The organism is Desulfosarcina alkanivorans, from assembly GCF_009688945.1.
GTDB lineage: Bacteria > Desulfobacterota > Desulfobacteria > Desulfobacterales > Desulfosarcinaceae > Desulfosarcina > Desulfosarcina alkanivorans.
On the sequence record NZ_AP021874.1, the window covers coordinates 6149604 to 6168438 of the forward strand.

Consider the following 18835-nt stretch of genomic DNA (forward strand, 5'->3'; position numbering starts at 1 on the left):
TAAAAATAAGAGGTTAGGTGTGTTTTTTTAAAAAACCTACCTATATGGACACGATCGCCTTGTCAATAGAATTCGCAGGCTTTCCGTTGGGTCAGTCGGTTAAGTTGTGCGAATATGCCCAAAAATTGGATTTGAATCAAGAAAAAATTAAGACGCCGGGTACTGGCCCGGTGGCGCCTTGAAGATAAAAAAATCGGGCGTCGCGGCCATTCATTGTGCGCTTGACGCCGGCCGGTGCTTGAAAATCACCTTGATTCGGCGATCTTCACCATGCTAAATTTTGTCTCCATGTTCCCGCCGATCTGTTCCTGATCTGCTCTGTCAAGGCCCCTAACAGGAGACGTGCCCGATGGCCGGTGAGACTCCCTCGGTACTCAATATCGCCCTGATCGGCGGTGGTGAGTACTGCGGTGAAGTGCTGAAAATGACCACGGTCGCTTTTTTGCAGGATCAGGTCAACTCCAGAATCGTCGCTGTTGCCGATCCTGACGGGTCGGCGCCCGGGGTTGCCCTGGCGCGTCAATTGGGCCTGACGATCGTTTCCGATTTCGAGCAGCTCTATGATCCTGTCGCCAACGTGCAGTTGTTTATTCTGCTGGACCCCGATCCCGACCTGCTGCGCCGGGTACTGAAAACAAAACCCGATTTTTTGCGGGTGCTCTCATACCACGCCTTTGACCTGTTCTGGAAAACGTTCAAATCAAGGGAAAGAATACTCGAACAGCGAACCGAGGAGATGCAGACCATCCTGAACGGTATTCAGGACCTGATTCTGGTCATTACGCCGGAGCAGGAAATCGTGGACGCCAACGAGGCCTTTTTAAGGCAGATGGGCTATAACAAAGAGGAGGTGGTGGGCAAAAAGTGTTTCGAAATTTATCACCAGACCCACCAGTCGTGTTATGGCGACGAGAGCGGGTGCCCGCTCAGTACCGTGATCCGGAACCGCGAAACCGCCCAGACGATCCGCACCCGTACCGACCCCTTCGGCAAAACGCATTACATCGAAGTGACCATTCACCCGCTTTGGGAAAAGGACGGCAAGATTTCGCGGTTTCTCGAGATCAGTCACGATATTACCGAACGTAAACATCAGGAGGAGGAGAGCCGCCGGCGCCTGGAGCAGATGGTTGACGAGCGGACCCGCCAGTTGCAGGAAACCCACGACAAGCTTCTCCACCAGGATAAGATGGCCTCCCTGGGCAAATTGTCCGCCTCGGTGGTTCATGAGATCAACAATCCCATTGCCGGCATTTTAAACCTCATCCTGCTGATGAAACGGATTATGAAGGAAGACTCCGGCGATGCCCGGGGGCAGGATTCCTTTGATCGCTACCTGACCCTGATGGAGTCTGAAACCCGTCGGATCAGCCGCATCGTCTCCAACCTGCTGACCTTTTCCCGGCAGTCCAAAATGGAAATGGGTGAACAGGATGTGAACCGGCTCATCGAAAAGACCCTCGTGATCAACGACAACCTGCTGAAGATTCACAACGTCAAGGTCCGGAAGGAGCTGGATTCCGAACTGCCTCCGGTCGTGGGGTCCGCCGACCAGCTGCAGCAGGTGTTCATGAACATGGTGTCCAATGCCGTCGAAGCCCTGGAGGGCAGGGGCGGCGGTGTGCTCTCCGTGAGGACCTGGTGCGGCAAGTCGGCGGATGTCATCAACATTTCTTTTGCCGACAACGGGATCGGCATTTCATCGGGCCACCTCAACAAGCTGTTCGAACCCTTTTACACGACGAAAAAAAAAGGCAAGGGCGTCGGACTGGGACTCAGTGTCGCATACGGCATAATCAAAGCGCATAATGGCAGCATCACGGTCGATACGCTTCCGGGCAAGGGGGCAACCTTTACGATCCAGCTGCCTTCGTCACCGGAACCGCCACAGGCGGAAACGGCCGATGCTGGCCGGAAGGCAGGGCCCCGGTAGGAGATCCATCTTCAGGTTGCGGAGGGGGACCTTACCGTGACCCTGAAACCGAATGCGGAGGAAAAATGAGTAAAACCCGGATCATGGTGGTGGACGACGAACTGATCATTCGAGAATCACTGGCCGGGTGGCTGGAACGGGACGGCCACCATGTGGAGACTGCTGCCAGCGGGGAAGAGGCGCTTGAAAAGATTACCGATGCCCAATACGACATTATGCTGGTGGACATCAAGATGGAGGGGATGAGCGGCCTGGATCTTCTCGAGGCGGTCAACTCGCGCGACCTGGGTGCGGCGGTGGTGATGATTACGGCCTACGGGTCCATCTCGACGGCCATTGAAGCCATGAAGCGCGGCGCCGTGGAATACCTGCTGAAACCCTTTGACCCGGAAGAGATCGGGGTCCTGATCGAGAAAATCATCGCCCAGCAGGACCAGGTCAAGGAGAATATCTACCTGCGTGAACAGGTCCGGGAGCGCACCCGGTTTGAAAGCATGATCGGCCAGTCCCCGGCGATGCAGGAGGTCTTTGATCTGATCAAGGATGTGGCTGCCGCCGATACGACCATCCTGATCACCGGTGAAACCGGTACGGGCAAGGGGTTGGCTGCCAAGGCCATTCACACCTGCAGCAGCCGCTGCCAGGGGCCCTTTGTGGCCGTCAACTGCGGCGCCATTCCTGAACACCTGATGGAGAGCGAGCTGTTCGGCCATCAGAAAGGGGCTTTTACCGATGCCCGTGAAACCAAGAAAGGCCGTCTTGAACTGGCCAATGGCGGCACCCTGTTTCTCGATGAAATCGGGGAGATCAGCATGCGCATGCAGATCGACCTGCTGCGGGTGCTCGAGGACGGTGTTTTTTACCGGGTGGGCGGCACCCAGCCCCTGGAGGCCGATTTCCGGGTGGTGGCCGCCACCAACCGGGACCTGAAAAAAGCCATTGCCGACGGCGCCTTTCGCGAAGACCTGTTTTACCGCCTCAACGTCATCGCTTTTGCCATGCCGGCCCTGCGCCAGCGCAAGGAAGACATCCCTTTGCTTTGCGACCATTTCCTGCTTCGCTTCTCACAGGAGACCAACAAACCGATTCGAAAGGTTTCCCGGGATGCCATGGATGAAATGATGCTGTATGATTGGCCCGGGAATATCCGGGAACTGGAAAATGCCATCGAGCGGGCCGTTGTGGTCGGCAAGGGCGCCCAGGTGATGCTCAGCGATCTGCCCATCGTTTGTCCTGCGGAGTGCGTCCAGCCGTCCGACCATACGCTCAAGGCCATGGAAAAGAACCATATCCTGCAGATACTCACGGAAAACGCCTGGAACATTTCGATGTGTTCGAAGATCCTGGGAATCGATCGTTCCACCCTGTACAGCAAGATCAAGCGTTATCGACTGCAGAGCCCGTCTTGACCGCCACCTCAAAAACGACCGTCCTGATTGCTCCCATCGGTGCGTTTGATGCAGACATCCTGTCTGTTGTCGAAAACATGGTGCTGCGGACCTTCGGCCTGCCATGCCGCACCGAAACGCTGCTTGACGATATCGGTTTTGCCTGGAACGAAGAGCGCGGGCAGTATCACTCCACCATGATTCTTGCGAAACTGTCCGAAACGGCACCCCCCGATGTGTTCAAGGTCATTGCGCTGACCCACGATGATCTTTTTATCCCGATTCTTACCCATGTGTATGGCGAGGCGCAGCTGGGGGGGCGCAGCTGTATCGTCTCCACCTGCCGGTTGGCCGGGGGGATCTCCATGGTCGGACAGCGCGCCCTGTATCTGAAGCGTGTCACCAAGGAAGCCGCCCATGAACTGGGCCACACCTTCGATCTTCGCCACTGCAAGGACCGCCAGTGCCTGATGCACTATTGCCGCAGTACCGGCGATGTGGATGGAAAGACAGGCCGGTTTTGCCGCTATTGCCAGGTGATGCTGAACGACCAATTGAAGCACGTTCCGCTGAGGGGAGGGTCGACGGACGCGGAGGCGGCCTTGAGGTTTAAAGCGAATTGAAACCCCGGGGCCGCCGACGGGTTTTTTCTGGAATCAGGCCCTGTCGGTTCTGAGAAATTGCCGGGCCACTTTTTTCCAGCAGTTCGGTGGCAATGATCCAAGGATGTCGTCGGAAAGGGTGCCGCCGTCGGCGGCCAGCGGACCGAGCTGGGTCTCTATCGCCTGAAACAACTGGTCGATTTCACTCTCGATGAAGGCCGTGGCCTCGGCCCCCATCTGAAGGCTGCGCAGGTCCTCACGCAGGTGGTTCGGCTGAACCATCAACAGCCATCCGTCCCCGTAGGGATCGGCCGGCAGCGCCTTGGGGTTGTCGTTTACGATGGGGTTGAAGGCGGTGACCACGCCGCTGACCGGTGCCACCAACCCGGTTCTCAGATCGCCGCGATTCATGCGGATACCCACCCGGCCCCGCTCCAGCGGTTTGCCCATCAGTGGCAGCTCGATCCGGTCCAACGGTCCCAGCAGCCGGGCGGCAAAGGCGTCGAGGCCGATGCGTACCTGGCCGCCGGACGCCATTCCCACCCACGCGTGCCCCCGGTGGAGATAGACGCCCTGGGGAATCTTGACGCCCTTAACGTCCTTCATCGCAACCGGTTTGAGCACCGCATGGACCGCGTACTGATCCTGGAAATACTGGTCGAACTCACAATTGCTGCACAGGTAGTCGTTGGTGCAGGCGCGAAATTCGATGCGCCGCTTGAGATGATGCAGGCAGGGGCGCCGATGGGCGGGCAGGCCCCTGAGCTTGTCGGGCCAGTATACGATGCGCCCGCGCCGGCCGGGAACTGCCTGCCCGGATGCCGATCGCTTCCGGTTTTCCTCCGCCAGGTTCCGCAGGACCCTGTCGAATCGACAGCCGGTGCAATCGAATTCCCGGCGGCAGATTTTGGTCTTTACCACACCGGCCTGCATCCATATGCATGGGCCGGATGATCGCGCGCGCTGTTGGTCTCCCATGGTATCAACCCGTCTTTAAGAAGGCTTGCGTCAGTTTCTTCCAGTCCAGTCCGGGCAGGTTGCCGTAGACATCCGGCCCGAAGGTGCCGCCGTCGGCGGCCAGCGGTCCGGCCACTTCGGTGACCATCTCCTCGAGGACGCCCACTTCGCTGCTGATCCAGTCAACGCCGGCCTCGTCACTCATTAACCGCTTGGCCGCCGATTTGACGTCAGGGGTTCGAACCAGGAAGAGCCACCCTTCACCATAAGGCTCGCGGTTGGCCAGTCCTGGATTTTCCATTACGCGGGTATTGACCTCCACGATGACCCCATCGACAGGTGCCCGCACATCCGCCAGGTGGTCCCGTCGTTTCAACCCCCAGCCGATCTTGTCGTGGCTCAACTCCTTTCCCATGAGGGGAAGCTCGAATCCATCGGCCTGGCCGAAGACCTTGAGGGAGAAATCATCCAGCCCGACGCGCAAAAAACCGCCGCTTTCGATGCGGGCCCAGGTGTGGCCGTTGTGGAAATGATAGTGACTGGGAACGTCAAATCCCTTGACCGTTTCCACCCGGGTCGGGTCGCTTTTGGTTTTGGCGGCCAGCACATCTTCGAAATATTGATCGAAATCGCATTTGTCGCATCGAAAGTCATAGGCGCAGGCACGGTGGGCGATCCGCCGGGTCAGGCTGTGCCTGCAAACGCGTTCCAGGGCCGGCTGGCGACGCATGGCATCCTGCCAACTGGTCTGTTTGCCCTTTGAGACCTTGGCCTGCATGGCGTGGTCGTACTTGCAGGTGGTGCAGTCGTAATAGTTGTTGCAGCTTTTGTACTTGACTGCGCCGGCCTGCATCCACAGGCAGGGGTTTTCGGCCTGGGCCTTTTTGTCCGGTTTAATGACCCACACCTGGCCGCCGAGGACGGAACCGATGCCGGACGGCTGTGCCATTTCGTTCTGTTTTCCACGATGATAAGATGATCCGTAACCGATGCGGCTTCTTGGGTGCCCGTTGCCTTTTTCACTCATTTTCCCATCTCCTTTGCTGATGTATGTTTCATGTTTGATATCTGTTGAAAGCGCTTCCGGTGAAGGCTTTCCCGGATTCGGCAAAACCCGGTATGGAAAAAACTGCCACCGGGTGACGTCCACTGTTGCCTAATACTCAGCAAGTGGTGTGCCATGTTTTTAACGAATCGATATTACAGTTAATATCAAATATACGGCAGGCTTTTTTCACGGGATGTCGGCCCATGTGTAGAAAAATCCTACAAAATCAAGGGCCATGCCATCCTGTTTCGCGCAAAAAAACGGATTTGATAATTGTTATCGGGTAGTTGCCGTCATGCCGGATTTTCCTACACCCGAGTCGGGATTTCCTACAGCCCCTAAAAATGATATTGACTCGGCCTACCCGGGCGGTGTTAGCTGGTATCCTGCTGCCACGATTAAACAGCGGCCTGTTGATCGTCCTCATCCCCGGATTTGATCGGCATGAACCGAAGACGGCGTATCACCGATGCCCGTAAACCCATCACAGGAAAAGAAAGGATAATGCCCGATGGATTTTAAAGACATGGACGCGCTCATCACGTTTGCCATCGAAAGAGAAAAGGAAGCGGCCAAATTTTACGAAGAGAACAGTGAATCCGAAATGATGTCCGGCAAGCGGCAGATGCTCAAGGAATTTGCCGCCGAAGAACGCAAGCACCAGCGGATGCTGGAAGATTTCCGGGCTACGGGCATCGCCGAGAATATCGAAGGATACCGTTTTGAATGGATCACCGATATCAAGCGAAGTGATTATGTGGAACCGATGGCGTACCGACCGGGCATGGCTTACAATGAACTGCTCATGCTGGCCATGAAGCGTGAAGAGGCGGCACTCAAGCTTTACAACGAACTGCTGGATAAAGCGGACAGTGACGACGCCAAAACCCTTTTCAAAATGCTTTGCCAGGAGGAGGCCAAACATAAGCTCGCCCTGGAGACCATGTATGACGATTACATGGCAGAGATGGGCGATTGATCGTTGGCCCTGGATTCTGCCCAAACCAAACTCATCGTTATCTGCGGGCCCACCGGGTCTGGAAAGACCGGCTTCGCCATCCGCCTGGCCCGGCGGTTTGACGGGGAAATCGTCGGTGCCGATTCCATGCAGATTTATCGCATGATGGATATCGGCACCGCCAAGCCCACGCCGGCGGAGCAGGCGGCGGCTCCCCACCACATGATCGACATCGTGGATCCGGACGAGGATTTCGATGCCGCCGCCTACGCGAAGATGGCTGCCGATACCATCCACGAGATCGGCGCCCGGGGACGGCCCGCGCTGGTGGTCGGTGGAACCGGATTTTACATCAAGGCGCTGATTCACGGCCTTTTCGAGCAAGGCCCCTCGGACCCGGCGGTTCGTCGCCGCCTGGCGCGGCAGGCGCAATCGTCGGGCACCGACGCCCTGCACCGGCGCCTGCAAAAGATCGACAGCACGGCTGCCGGTCGAATCCATCCCAACGACACCTATCGTATCATTCGGGCACTGGAAGTATTCGCGGTCACCGGTGAACCCCTCACCGTTTTTCAGCAGCGCCACGGGTTCCGCGAACAGCGCTTCAACACACTGGAAATCGGACTCGCCTGGGCCCGGCCGGTTTTGTATGACCGAATCAACCGGCGGGTTGACGCCATGATGGCACAGGGTTTTCTGGATGAGGTCCGGCACCTTCAGGCCAGGGGCTACGGCAGGGATCTCAAATCCATGCAGAGTCTGGGATACCGCCACCTGGCGGCAGTGATCCGCGGGGATGTCATGCTGGCGGATGCGGTGGCCACCTTGAAGCGGGACCACCGCCGATACGCCAAGCGCCAGTTGAGCTGGTTCGGCAACCGGGAATCGGTCCACTGGCTATCCCCGGACCAGACGGCCCCGGCCAGCGAGATGATTCGCGCTTTTCTGCAGGACCGCCTGGCCTGAGGCCGGCAACCGGGCCGAATCCGGCGCCGACCGTCCGGCAGCGTCTTTGATTTCCAATCCTTTAGAACCACCGATAAATGCCGATAAAACAACCGCGGCGGTAAACGCATTTGCTGCCGGTTGTGCCGTCAATCAGAACGTTTTGGCAAAATAAAATGACCGATTTTCCCCAGCCGCTGATCCTGACCATTGAAGACGAACCCGCTATTCGGGATAGTTTTCGTAACTATCTGGAGGACTTCGATTACCATGTGATCGAGGCGCCGGACGGGGTTGCCGGCCTGGAAGCCTTCCGGCGGCATCAGCCGGATCTGGTGCTGCTGGACCTGCGCATGCCCGGCATGGATGGTATTGAGGTGCTGGCACAGATCCGGGAAATATCGCCGGATACACCGGTGATCATCGTTTCCGGAACCGGTTTGATTGAAGATGTCGTTGAAGCGCTGCGGCAGGGGGCGCAGGACTATCTGCTCAAACCGATAGAGGATCTGCCGATTGTCAGGCACGCCGTGGACCGCTGTCTGGAGCGTGCCCGCCTGGTTCGGGAAAACCGCCAGTATCAGCAGCAGCTGGAAGAAAAGGTCCTGAAACGCACCCGGGATTTAGCCGCTGCCAACCGGCGCTTGAAAAAGAGCGAATCCAAATACCGGCTTCTGTTCGAATCCATGCGTCACGGATTCGCCTTGTGCCGGCCGGCGGATGCCGGCCGGCCTCCCGAGGATTACCGGTTGATGGACGTCAACCCCGCCTTCGAATCAATGGTCGGTATGGGTGCCGCCGCGTTGAAGGATCAGCGGCTCTCGGCCTTATTTCCAGGGGTTGATTTCCAGGGGGCGACGCAGGCTGGAGCCGATCGTGGCAGCCATCACGTGGAATACCATGATCCAAGCCAGGACCGTTATTTCGATATGCTCGTATACCTGCGCGAAAACCGGGATCTGGTTCTTGTTCTGGCGGATATTTCCGAGCGGCAGCGGCTCAAGGAACAGCTTCAGCAGGCTCAGAAGATGGAGGCGATCGGCACCCTGGCCGGCGGAATCGCCCATGACTTCAACAATATCCTCGGGGCGATCGTGGGTTACGGTGAACTGGCCATGCTGGACCTGGCCGCCGATCATCCGGCCAGGCGCAAGGTCGGGAGGATGATCGGATCCTGCGACCGCGCCAAAGAACTGGTTCGCCGGATTCTTTCGTTCAGCCGCCAGAACCCGACTGAAAACTCCCGGGTCCGTATGGATCGGATGGTGGTGGAAGTGCTTGAACTGCTTCGGGCCGCCCTGCCCACCACCATTGAGATCCGCAAGCAGATCCGCTGCGCCGGCGCCACGGTCCATGCCGATCCGACCCAGGTGCACCAGATTCTGATGAACCTGTGTACCAACGCCCATCATGCCATGCGAAAAACAGGTGGCAGGCTTACCATTCGAGTGGACTGTGTTGAATCCACGCAGGTACCGCTGAACGAAGGGCCTGCCCTGCCGGCGGGTGCTTACGTCTGCCTGACGGTCCGGGATACCGGAACCGGTATGGACAGCCGGACCCTCAAGCGCGCGTTTGATCCCTATTTTACCACCAAACCCAAAGGAGAGGGGACCGGGCTGGGGCTTGCCGTGGTTCATGGCCTGGTGAAGCGCTGGAAGGGGGAGATCGGCGTCAAGAGTGGGCCCGGAAAAGGAACGACTTTCAGCATATACCTTCCCCGAATCGATGATGCACAGGAGGCCTTCGGTGTGCCGGTCGGGGCCGCAGCGACCGGCTGCGGGCGGATTCTCATGGTTGACGATGAGCAGGCCCTGGTGCTGGTGGGGCGGGAAATGCTGGCGCGTGCCGGATACACGGTGACGGTTTTTACATGCCCCGAAAAGGCACTGGGGCAGTTTAGGGAGGCCCCCGGTGCCTTCGACCTGGTGCTTACGGATATGACCATGCCCAAATTGACCGGGGACCAACTGGCAAGGGAGATCCACCGGGTGCGGCCGGATTTGCCGGTCATTCTGTGCACCGGATACGTCGAAGCCATGGAGACGGCCATGGCCAGCGAAGCCGGCTATGCCGCTGTTCTCATGAAACCGCTGATGATGGACGCCCTGATCCATACCGTGGGACTCGTTTTGGAAAAAGCCGCCAAAGGGCGAACGGCGTAATCTGTTTGCCGGGCGTCCTTGAGATTGGCCTGCGGGTCCGTTGCGCCACAGGTGTTCAGGCGCATCATCGGACCTGCCTATTGTATCCGGGACAAATGAATCGAATTGTCATGATGTTCCGCTAATCTGGAGGCGCCATGTCGTCCCGAATTCGCGTGCTGGTGGTTGACGATGAACCCGCCATCCGCAACAGCCTGGTTGAGTTTTTGAAAGATTTTCAGTATGATGTTTTATCCGTGGACAGTGCCGAAGGCGCTTTGGACCTGATCACCCGCATTCCTGTCGATGTCGCCGTGGTGGATATCCGGCTGCCCAAACTGGATGGCGACTCCCTGATCCTCCAGGCCCACCTGGTCCGGCCCCGAATGCGGTTTCTCGTCCATACCGGATCCGTGGATTATATCCTTCCCGATGAATTGAAAGCGATCGGGGTGACCCAGGATCATGTTTTTTCAAAACCCCAGGCGGATCTGTCGGTTTTTACAGACGCCATCGTTAAACTGGTATCCCCTGAAGCCTGACCTGATTTTAATGGCCTGCGTGATGACCCCCTTCAGCAGAGATGCAAATGTCGGAGACTGAGTTGACCCACCGCACCCATCGCCAATCGATCCAACCCGTGATGGTCTGCCCGACAACAGGGCTGCCCGTCAAATCCCGTCCGGAATGGACGGACCGCCGGTTTGGGAAGCGCTATCGGCTGACCACCCGGGTGGTGGGCGACCGCATCCTGTTGAACCAGCCCTCCGGCCATGCCGAGCTCAAAGACATCATCGACTCCCTGCGCATGACCGATGCCGTGGTCCGGGAACATATCGACGCGCCGGCCGGCTACGTTCACGTATCCGACTACTCGGGCATGCTGGGCATCACCCGTGAGGCCCGCACCCACTATATCCGTCATATGCAGCGTCGTGAAAATATGCTGGGACTGGTTTATTTCGGCGTCAGCCCGCTGTTCAGCTTTATGATCAAGATCGCCAAGCGCTTGAGCCTCGTCAAATTCAATGTCCGCATCGTCAAAGATTACGAAGACGCCATGTTGGCGGCCATCCGCCTGGCCGGCATCGAGTCGATTGCCGCCCCGTCTGTCGGGCCGCCTGACCAGCTTCGGGCTGCCGGCATTACCGAACACGATGAGGAGGGGCGCCATATCCTTCGCTGTGACCGGTGGCACCTGTCACTGGACGGCTATTCCCTGGCCGTTGAGGTCATCGACCGACGCATCTATCATGCCGTTTCGTCAGGGACCCTGCGCGCCCATCACGTGGCGTCCGTGGCCCGGCTGCGGGAACGTGTGCGCCGCATGGTCGGCCTTGACGAGGGGTTCGAGGCCATCGTCACCGGTACTGCCGACGCTCACAACAGCGACCCCAAGGCCCGAAAACAATACATGGCGTCGCTGAAGCAGTGGCATGATCAATACCCGATGGCCCTGTACGTATTCTACAACGCGAACTGGTTTATCCGCACCGCGGCCATGCTGGCCGTTCCCTTTATGCCGTTCAAGGTAAAGGTTGCCCGGGACCGTGCCGGCGCGCTGGCCTTGGTCGACCGGCTTGTCGTTTCTTTTCAACGGGTTGCGACGGATGATCCGCCGCCGGCACCGAATGCCGCCGATGCGGCGCCGGTCGTTCATCAGCTGCTCGAGTATATCGGTGATATCGACTGGGAGCGGCACGGCATTCCCGATCCCGACCATGTGGATCGCGCTCATCCGTTTCGCCCGGTGTTCGATGCCATTGCCCTGATCAAGGGTGAACTGGATGCGCTGCTCCGGGAGCGCCATGCGGCTGAACAAGCGTTGCAGGCAAGCCAGCAGCGATTCGATGAAGTCCTGAAACACTCCCGGGATATCCTGTTCAAACGGGACCTTAAAAACGGTGCCTACGAATATGTCAGCAACGCCATCAGCGATCTTTTGGGCATCAGTCCCGAAACCGCCGGCCGCAATGGCTTTGACGGGATGCAGGCCGTGGTCCATCCGGAGGACCTTCCCCGCTTTCTGACCTTCAACAGGGAACTGCTGAAAGCTGCCGAAAACAGGGATGCCGACCATGTCATCGAATACCGCATGCGCGACCGCCAGGGGCGATACCGCTGGTTCAGCGACAGCCATGCCATTATCCGGGATGCGGCCGGCAAACCGGCTTTTGTCATTGGCAGCAACCGGGATATCACCGACCAGAAAGATGCCGAACAGGAACTCAAGGCGTCCCACGAACGTTTCACCACCGTGCTGGACAGCGTCCGTGCCCACATTTATGTGGCGGATATGGAGAACCATGAAATCCTGTTCATGAACCAGGCGATGCGTGATGATTTCGGTGACAACCGCCTGGGTGACCGGTGCTTCGAAATCCTGCGCGACAACACGGCGGTCTGCCCGGACTGCACCACGGATAAACTGTTGGATGCCGATGGCCAGCCAACGGGCATTTCCACATGGGAAGGTCTCAATCCATTGAAAAACCGGTGGTATCTTTATAGCGCCCGGGCCATCCGGTGGGTGGACGGCCGCCTGGTCAGGCTCCAGATCGCCGTGGACATCGACCGAATTAAATCCCTGGAATCGGAACGTCAGGAGATCGCCGAACGGCTCCGGCATACCCGTAAACTGGAAGCCGTCAGTACCATGGCCGGCGGCGTGGCCCACAATTTCAACAACCTGCTGATGGTCGTTCTGGGCAACCTGGAATTGATGCGAATGAGTGTGCGGGAGGGGAGCAGCCTGAGCCGCCGGATCGACGCCGCCGAAAAATCCGCCCAGCGGGCCGCCGATCTGGGTACCCTTATGCTTACCTATGTGGGGCAGACCCGGATCATCCCTCAGAACGTAAACCTGAATAATACCTTGTCGGAAATGGTGGATGTGCTGAAAACGACGGTGGCTGAAAAGGCAACCCTGACCGTCGATGCGTCCGACAGCCCCGGCCTGATCCATGCCGATGTTTCAAAGGTGTGCCAGGTGATCACCAGCCTGGTCACCAATGCGGTGGAAGCGTCTGCCGATCACCCCCTTGAGATCCGCCTCAGCGTCGGAGACCAGCATTGTGATGCCGCTCAGCTCTCCCGGCTGGCTCCCGGTGAAGACCTGCCCGAGGGACGATATGTCTGGTTGCGGGTGGCCGACAATGGGCGCGGCATGGACCAGGAGACCCTGGAAAAGGTGTTCGACCCCTTCTTTACCACCAAGTTCACCGGCCGGGGGTTGGGAATGGCCGCCGTCATGGGGATCATGCGGGCCCACCGGGGCGGCATTCGTATCGACAGCCGGCCGGATGCGGGCACTGCGGTCAGCGTCTATTTCCCTGAACGCAGAAAGACCGCTCCGGATACCTCGGGAACCCCGGCTTCTGCGGTGTCGAAACGCCGGGGAACGGTCCTGCTGGTGGACGATGAGCCCCTGGTGCTGGAACTGGGCAAACAGATGCTGGTTTTTATGGGGTTTGACGTGCTCACCGCCAAAGATGGCCTGGAGGCGTTGACCGTATTCCAGGCTAACCGGGACCGGATCCGGCTGGCCGTGCTGGACGTCAACATGCCCCGGATGGGCGGCCGGGAAACCGTGGAGCGGCTGCGCAGCGCGGATGCCTCGCTGCCGCTGCTGGTGGCCAGCGGCTTCACCGAATCCCAGGCCCGGGAAAAGATGGGGCGTGCCCGTGTGGACGGTTACCTCAAAAAACCCTTTCGCGTGGAACAGCTGCAGGAAAAGATCGACGCGATATTCCATTCAACGGACGAATGACCTGAGGGCATGGGCCAATCCGATTGGCCCCTATCGCCCAGACTGCTCTTTTTTGGGGATACTGACCCTGAATGCGGCACCCTGGCCCGGATTGCTGTCCACCGTGATGGCGCCCCCGTGCTGGCCGACGATCTGATTGGCGATGAACAGTCCCAGCCCGGTTCCGTTTCTTCCCTTGGTCGAGTAAAACAGGCTGAATATGCGGTCGCGGGTATCGCTGTCCATGCCCATCCCGTCATCGGCGATGGTAAAGACGATTTCGTCCCCCTGATCAACCATGGAAAACTCTATCCGGTGGGTTGGCGAGCGGTGGTCTTTCAGGCAGGCATCTACGGCGTTTTCCAGGATGTTGACCAGGGCCGCATGCAGGTAACCGGCGTCCACATCCATGGTGCCGGCGGACCTGTCGAACCGGCATGCCAGCCGGATGCCGGTCCCGTCCACGCGGGGGCGGATCGCCCGGACCAGTTCATCGGCAATGTCGGCGGCCGGAACCGGTGCCCGCTTCAGTTGACGTTCTTTTGCGTAATAGAGGATGTCCAGCACCATCTTGCGGATGCGCTTGGCGGTCTCCCCGGCGGCCATGCATCCTTCTTCGGCCCGTTTCAGGTCTTTTTGGGCCAACCCCGATGAAATCAGGTAGAGCCCCCCGTCCAGGCTTGTCAGCAGCCCCTTCATGCCGTGGGAGATGGATCCGATCATCAGGCCCAGAGAGGACAGGTGGTCCTGGAGTTCGGTCTTCTCACGCACCAGCTGCTCCAGGCTTCGGGTATAATCCTGAAGGCGCCGGCGCATGGTGATCTTTTCCCGGGCCCGGCGCATGGCAATCTCCAGGGCGTCCACATTGATGGGCTTGGTGATAAAATCGGTGGCATTGTATTTCAGGCTCCGAATGGCCAGGTTCATATCGCCGTGTCCGGTGATCATAATGACTTCGGTTTCCGGGTTTTCGTGCTTGATCTTTCGAAGCAGTTCGATGCCGTCTCCCCCCGGCATTTTGATGTCGGTGACCACGATCCGCGGGTCCTCCTTCTGAAAAACCGCGAAGGCCTCTGCGGCATCTCCGGCCTCCACGGTCCGGTAGCCCATGTCCTGCAGGGAGATGGCCAGGACGTCCCGGATGTCCGGTTCGTCGTCGACGATCAGGATGATTTTTTCGTTGGTGTCATCCATGGGAGACCCCTGCCTCGCGTTTCATGGGCCCGGGTGCGGCGACCGATTCATCGCTGCACGGAAATCGAAGAACGAAACAGGTGCCCCGGGGGGCATTGGGCACCGCTTCGATGATGCCACCGTATTCCTTGACAATGCCATAGCTGATGGAAAGCCCCAGCCCCGTGCCCTTGCCCACTTCCTTGGTGGTGAAAAACGGTTCGAAGATTTTTTCCACCATGTTGTCCGCGATACCCGTGCCCGTGTCGCAGACCCGGCAGACCACCCACCCGTTTTCGGTGTCCGTCAGCAGGCGGATGGCCTTTTCATTGTCGGCACCGCCGGCGGGGTGGTCTCCCCACCTGGACTCGATGGCATCGCGGGCATTGAGCAGCAGGTTGATGAACACCTGTTCCAGGCGGCTGGGGTCGGCATTGATGCGCGGCAGCGGTTCGCGGATTTCCCATATCACCCGGATGCCGCGCACCTTGAGCTGCTGGCTGAAAATTTCAAAGGCGCTTCTGAGCACGTCATTGAGCTGGACCCTGACGGTTTCCATATCGGACTTCCTGGCAAACTGGCGCATGTGGTTGATGATCCTGGCGGCGCGGTCCACGTTGCTGTCCACCTTGCCCAGCATGGTCGACAGGACATCCAGTGCAATGGCTTCCGAAGCGGCGAGTTTTTTCATGAAGAAGCTGCTCACGGTCTTGATGACGGAAAGGGGCTGGTTGAGTTCGTGGGCCACGCCGGTGGCCATCTCGCCCAGCGTGGCCATTTTGCTGGCCTGGATGAGCTGCTGCTCCGTCTCCAGACGCTTGGTGATGTCGCTGGTGGTCACCAGAAGCACCTTCTGCCCGGAGTATTCCGATGGTGAAATGCGGATGTTGACGAACAGGCTCTTGCCGTCCCGGTTCAGGTGGCGGGCCTGGTTGATCACCGAGCAGGTGACGACCTTGAAGGCATAGTGGTCCTGTTCGTCACGATGAAACAGGGTCATGAACGACTGGCCGACAATCTCTTCCACCGAATAACCGTAGACGGCCGTGACACTCTTGTTGCAGTCCATGATCTGCAGGGTCTTGACATCCAGCACGAACACCGGATTGGGGATATTGCTGAAGATGGCATGGTACTTTTTTTCGGATTTTTGCAGATCCACTTCCAGCTGTCGGCGGTGGGAGATGTCCAGGCTGATCTCCATGGCGGCCACCACCTGACCGGCGACGTTTTTAATGGGGGAGGTCCGGACGAGCCAATGCTTGGCCGAACCGTCCTTGTCCAGGCCGCTTTCTTCGGCCTGGTGGGAGAGACCGTCGGCAAAGGTCTTTTCCACCGGACAGGAGATGCATTTTTCCGTCCTCCCCTTGTAGGCATGGTAACAGTAATCGCCGGGTTCGGGAGCAAACCGCCGATGGAATTCGCGGTTGAAGCGCAGCAGGCGGTAGTTGCGGTCCTGGACGGTGATCAGGCAGGGTACGCGTTCGAACAGGTTCTGATACTCATCGCGCTGTTTGTTCAACTCCTTCTGGCTGGATGCGATGTCATCACTCATCTGGTTGATGGCCGTCGCCAGCTGGCCCAGTTCGTCCGCTTTTTTAACCTGCACTTTACTGGTGTAGTCTCCCCTGGCGATGAGGCGGGTGCCGTCGATGAGGCGTTTGATGGGCTGGTTGACGAAGCGCAGCACGAATACAAAGATGATCGCCGCGGTGATCAGAAAAACGAAGACGGCCAGGCCGATGATCCCCCGTTCCTCCAGCAAAATTTCGTGGTCTGTTTTTTCCAGGGAGATGACCACATCCAGTGCCCCCAGGATTTTTTTCCCTTCGGGATGCACATGGCAGTCGCCGGTGCTGCAGCCCGGTTCATTGCAGATGGGGCTGATGATGCCGATCAGCCGATGGCCTTTTTCCGACGGAAAGATGCGGGTTCTTTCTTCCAGCGGTACCGACGATACGGGCGGGTCGCTCCGGTGGCAGATGTCACAGGCTTCGGCCTTGATGTTGGTCGTCTGTTCGACTTCCTCGGGATTGTTGGAATATTTGATCTCGCCCAGTTTATTATAGATGCGGATCTTTTCAATTTCCGGCTGACGGCTGATGTTGTTGATGATCTGGTTGATTTCGTCCCGGGCGTTGAGCATCATCGCGTAGTGGGTCCCCAGACGGATCGTCGTGGTGAGCCGGTCGGTGCCGGCCACCATGTTTTTCATCATCTTCTCTTTTTGATGACGGATATTGAAAAACGCCCAGGTGGCGATGGTGAACAGCAAAACGATTCCCACCGTCAGGATGAGTTTGGATGCCAGGCTGTTGCGCAGCTTGTCGATCAGGCGGATCATGGTGCCTTTCGGGAATGTCGAATGACACAACCCAATGAAAAATGGAGGATTGGGTTTTTTCTTTCAATCGGCCGGATGCCGCCAATTGGCATCGGTCATTTACATCTGCAGTTTTTCCCGGACCTCCTTCATCACAGCCAGGTTCAGGTCCATCCCCAATTCCCGCGGGCTTATTCCCATCGCCAGCCCCAGCAGCTGCGGCAGGTAGAGCACCGTGACGGAAAGGTCCTCCCCGGCCATGCGCGATGCCCTGGACTGCCAGCCGTCCAGATTCATCTGGCACATGGGGCATACGGTGACGATGAGATCCGCGCCCCGGGCCGCTTTCAGTATGGCGCAGACGCGCTCGAGTCCCGCTGCCGGCTGGGTGCTCACCAGGGAGGCCCCGCAGCAGCGGGCGCCCATCTCCCAGGGGTGAACGGCGGCGCCGGTCGCCTCGATCAGGGGCGTCATGGAAACCGGCCGTTCCGGGTCATCGAATTCCCGGTAGGGCCGCAGGCACTGACAGCCGTAGTAGGCCGCCACCGTCAGGCCCGACAGGGACCGGTGCACCAGCGGTGCCAGGCGCCCGGCGCCCAGGTCCGTGGCCAGCACGTCCAGCAGGTGGCGGACCCGGACACTGCCAGCAACCGTCAGATCCACGGCTGCCAGGGCGTCGTTGATCCTTGCCCGGGATCCGGCATCGTTGTTCAGCGTGTCGTGGGCCTTTTTCAGGTTCAGGTAGCAGGCACTGCAGGGCACCAGTACCTGGCCGTCGGCGGCCATCTGCTCTGCCAGCGCCAGATTCCGGGCACTGAGCGACAGGGAAAGCAGTTCGCTGATGGGGGCCGCCGCACTGGCGCCGCAGCAGGTCCAGTCTTTGATTTCCGTCAGGTCGACGCCGGCTGCGGCCAGGGCTGCCCGTGTGGCCAGATCATATTCACGGGCCGAGGCGGTGAGGCTGCATCCCGGATAGTACAAATAGTTCATCCGTGGCCCTCCTTCCCAAGGGTTTTTTCCGGCGTGCTCTCCAGGGCCGCCACCTTTTCGAACAGGGCATCCAGGGGCGTTCCGGCCGACCTGTCCCGACCCATTTCCACTTTGCCCTTGCCCATCAGTTTCAGGCCCAGCGGCGCAAAGCGAAAAGGTGCCAGCGGGCTCTTCATGGCCGTGAAGTAGCGGGTCATGAATGCCATTTCCCGCAGGCGGCCATGCCGCCGAACCGTCTGCATGAACTTCTCGTAAAACAGGCGGCTGCTGCGATGGCGCGCTTCCTGCCGGGCGAAGGCGATACCTTTGAGCGCCTCCATGGCGGCCGTCAGGGGAAGCCCGCGGGGACAGCGCAGGGTGCAGGTGTAACAGTCCGAACAGAGGATGAACGTGCGGCTCGCCATGACGTCGGAAAGGCGTCCCATGATGACCAGCCGCCACATTTTTCTGGGTGTCAGGTCCATCTGCTCGGCGTTGGGGCACGAGGCGGTGCAGGTGCCGCACTGGATGCAGGCGCTGACCATGTCGCGGATTTCGTTCAGGGCGGCCCATTGGTCATCGGTTGTCGTCAGTGCGTTAACGGGTGGTGGACTCATTGATAATTACCTGTATTTAAATTGCATGTT

General features: G+C 58.8%; 14 protein-coding genes. 8 read left to right on the forward strand and 6 right to left on the reverse strand.

Features of this window, described 5'->3' with window-relative positions:
- Nucleotides 1-349 precede the first annotated feature (349 nt).
- From DSCA_RS26715 to DSCA_RS26725, 3 genes are all read left to right on the forward strand, one after another.
- A complete protein-coding gene (locus DSCA_RS26715) occupies nt 350-1933 on the forward strand; it encodes an ATP-binding protein (RefSeq protein WP_155319344.1) in 1584 nt (527 codons plus the stop codon).
- Between the two features lie 65 nt (nt 1934-1998).
- Nucleotides 1999-3342, forward strand: a complete 1344-nt coding sequence (locus DSCA_RS26720) for a sigma-54-dependent transcriptional regulator (protein WP_155319345.1) — start codon at nt 1999-2001, stop codon at nt 3340-3342.
- Nucleotides 3339-3944 carry an archaemetzincin gene (locus tag DSCA_RS26725; RefSeq protein ID WP_155319346.1) on the forward strand — a complete coding sequence of 202 codons (606 nt, stop codon included), beginning with the start codon at nt 3339-3341 and terminating at the stop codon, nt 3942-3944. The genes DSCA_RS26720 and DSCA_RS26725 overlap by 4 nt, the downstream gene beginning before the upstream one ends.
- Nucleotides 3945-3977: 33 nt before the next feature.
- Here DSCA_RS26725 and DSCA_RS26730 read toward each other — a convergent pair whose 3' ends face one another.
- Both DSCA_RS26730 and DSCA_RS26735 read right to left on the reverse strand, forming a co-directional pair.
- Complete coding sequence (locus DSCA_RS26730) at nt 3978-4844, reverse strand: glycine cleavage system protein H (protein ID WP_167527967.1); 867 nt, start codon at nt 4842-4844, stop codon at nt 3978-3980.
- A gap of 61 nt (nt 4845-4905) precedes the next feature.
- On the reverse strand, nt 4906-5907 hold the full coding sequence (locus DSCA_RS26735; RefSeq protein WP_155319348.1) for a glycine cleavage system protein H: 1002 nt from the start codon (nt 5905-5907) through the stop codon (nt 4906-4908).
- A gap of 532 nt (nt 5908-6439) precedes the next feature.
- Between DSCA_RS26735 and DSCA_RS26740 the strand changes: the two genes are divergently transcribed.
- The 5 genes from DSCA_RS26740 to DSCA_RS26760 all read left to right on the forward strand — a co-directional run bounded on the left by DSCA_RS26740 (nt 6440) and on the right by DSCA_RS26760 (nt 13744).
- On the forward strand, nt 6440-6907 hold the full coding sequence (locus DSCA_RS26740; protein ID WP_155319349.1) for a ferritin-like domain-containing protein: 468 nt from the start codon (nt 6440-6442) through the stop codon (nt 6905-6907).
- Between the two features lie 3 nt (nt 6908-6910).
- Nucleotides 6911-7852 (forward strand): tRNA (adenosine(37)-N6)-dimethylallyltransferase MiaA, encoded by a 942-nt coding sequence (miaA, locus tag DSCA_RS26745; protein WP_231716294.1) that lies wholly within the window; start codon nt 6911-6913, stop codon nt 7850-7852.
- A 155-nt stretch (nt 7853-8007) separates the two neighbouring features.
- The gene (locus DSCA_RS26750) at nt 8008-9996 is read left to right on the forward strand and encodes a response regulator (RefSeq protein ID WP_155319350.1); all 1989 of its coding nucleotides are present in this window, start codon (nt 8008-8010) and stop codon (nt 9994-9996) included.
- 137 nt (nt 9997-10133) lie between these two features.
- Nucleotides 10134-10517, forward strand: coding sequence for a response regulator (locus DSCA_RS26755; protein WP_155319351.1), 384 nt, complete (start codon nt 10134-10136; stop codon nt 10515-10517).
- Nucleotides 10518-10564: 47 nt separating this feature from the next.
- Entirely contained in the window at nt 10565-13744 is a 3180-nt protein-coding gene (locus tag DSCA_RS26760) for a PAS domain-containing hybrid sensor histidine kinase/response regulator (protein ID WP_167527968.1), read from the forward strand.
- A gap of 30 nt (nt 13745-13774) precedes the next feature.
- On the opposite strand, the gene DSCA_RS26765 is transcribed toward DSCA_RS26760, so the two are convergent.
- The 4 genes from DSCA_RS26765 to DSCA_RS26780 all read right to left on the reverse strand — a co-directional run bounded on the left by DSCA_RS26765 (nt 13775) and on the right by DSCA_RS26780 (nt 18805).
- The gene (locus DSCA_RS26765; RefSeq protein WP_155319353.1) at nt 13775-14917 is read right to left on the reverse strand and encodes a sensor histidine kinase; all 1143 of its coding nucleotides are present in this window, start codon (nt 14915-14917) and stop codon (nt 13775-13777) included.
- Complete coding sequence (locus DSCA_RS26770) at nt 14910-17240, reverse strand: PAS domain S-box protein (RefSeq protein WP_155319354.1); 2331 nt, start codon at nt 17238-17240, stop codon at nt 14910-14912. The genes DSCA_RS26765 and DSCA_RS26770 overlap by 8 nt, the downstream gene beginning before the upstream one ends.
- Before the next feature lie 99 nt (nt 17241-17339).
- On the reverse strand, nt 17340-18209 hold the full coding sequence (locus DSCA_RS26775; RefSeq protein ID WP_155319355.1) for a CoB--CoM heterodisulfide reductase iron-sulfur subunit B family protein: 870 nt from the start codon (nt 18207-18209) through the stop codon (nt 17340-17342).
- Nucleotides 18206-18805 (reverse strand): 4Fe-4S dicluster domain-containing protein, encoded by a 600-nt coding sequence (locus DSCA_RS26780; RefSeq protein ID WP_155319356.1) that lies wholly within the window; start codon nt 18803-18805, stop codon nt 18206-18208. The genes DSCA_RS26775 and DSCA_RS26780 overlap by 4 nt, the downstream gene beginning before the upstream one ends.
- Between the last annotated feature and the right edge of the window lie 30 nt (nt 18806-18835).

Excerpts from the sequence above, each read along its gene's own strand:
- DSCA_RS26750 (WP_155319350.1), top strand. The coding sequence starts at position 8,008 with ATGACCGATTTTCCCCAGCCGCTGATCCTGACCATTGAAGACGAACCC.
- DSCA_RS26715 (WP_155319344.1), top strand. The coding sequence starts at position 350 with ATGGCCGGTGAGACTCCCTCGGTACTCAATATCGCCCTGATCGGCGGT.
- DSCA_RS26755 (WP_155319351.1), top strand. The coding sequence starts at position 10,134 with ATGTCGTCCCGAATTCGCGTGCTGGTGGTTGACGATGAACCCGCCATC.
- DSCA_RS26760 (WP_167527968.1), top strand. The coding sequence starts at position 10,565 with ATGTCGGAGACTGAGTTGACCCACCGCACCCATCGCCAATCGATCCAA.
- DSCA_RS26740 (WP_155319349.1), top strand. The coding sequence starts at position 6,440 with ATGGATTTTAAAGACATGGACGCGCTCATCACGTTTGCCATCGAAAGA.
- DSCA_RS26735 (WP_155319348.1), bottom strand. The coding sequence starts at position 5,907 with ATGAGTGAAAAAGGCAACGGGCACCCAAGAAGCCGCATCGGTTACGGA.
- DSCA_RS26770 (WP_155319354.1), bottom strand. The coding sequence starts at position 17,240 with ATGATCCGCCTGATCGACAAGCTGCGCAACAGCCTGGCATCCAAACTC.
- DSCA_RS26765 (WP_155319353.1), bottom strand. The coding sequence starts at position 14,917 with ATGGATGACACCAACGAAAAAATCATCCTGATCGTCGACGACGAACCG.
- DSCA_RS26720 (WP_155319345.1), top strand. The coding sequence starts at position 1,999 with ATGAGTAAAACCCGGATCATGGTGGTGGACGACGAACTGATCATTCGA.
- DSCA_RS26775 (WP_155319355.1), bottom strand. The coding sequence starts at position 18,209 with ATGAACTATTTGTACTATCCGGGATGCAGCCTCACCGCCTCGGCCCGT.
- DSCA_RS26780 (WP_155319356.1), bottom strand. The coding sequence starts at position 18,805 with ATGAGTCCACCACCCGTTAACGCACTGACGACAACCGATGACCAATGG.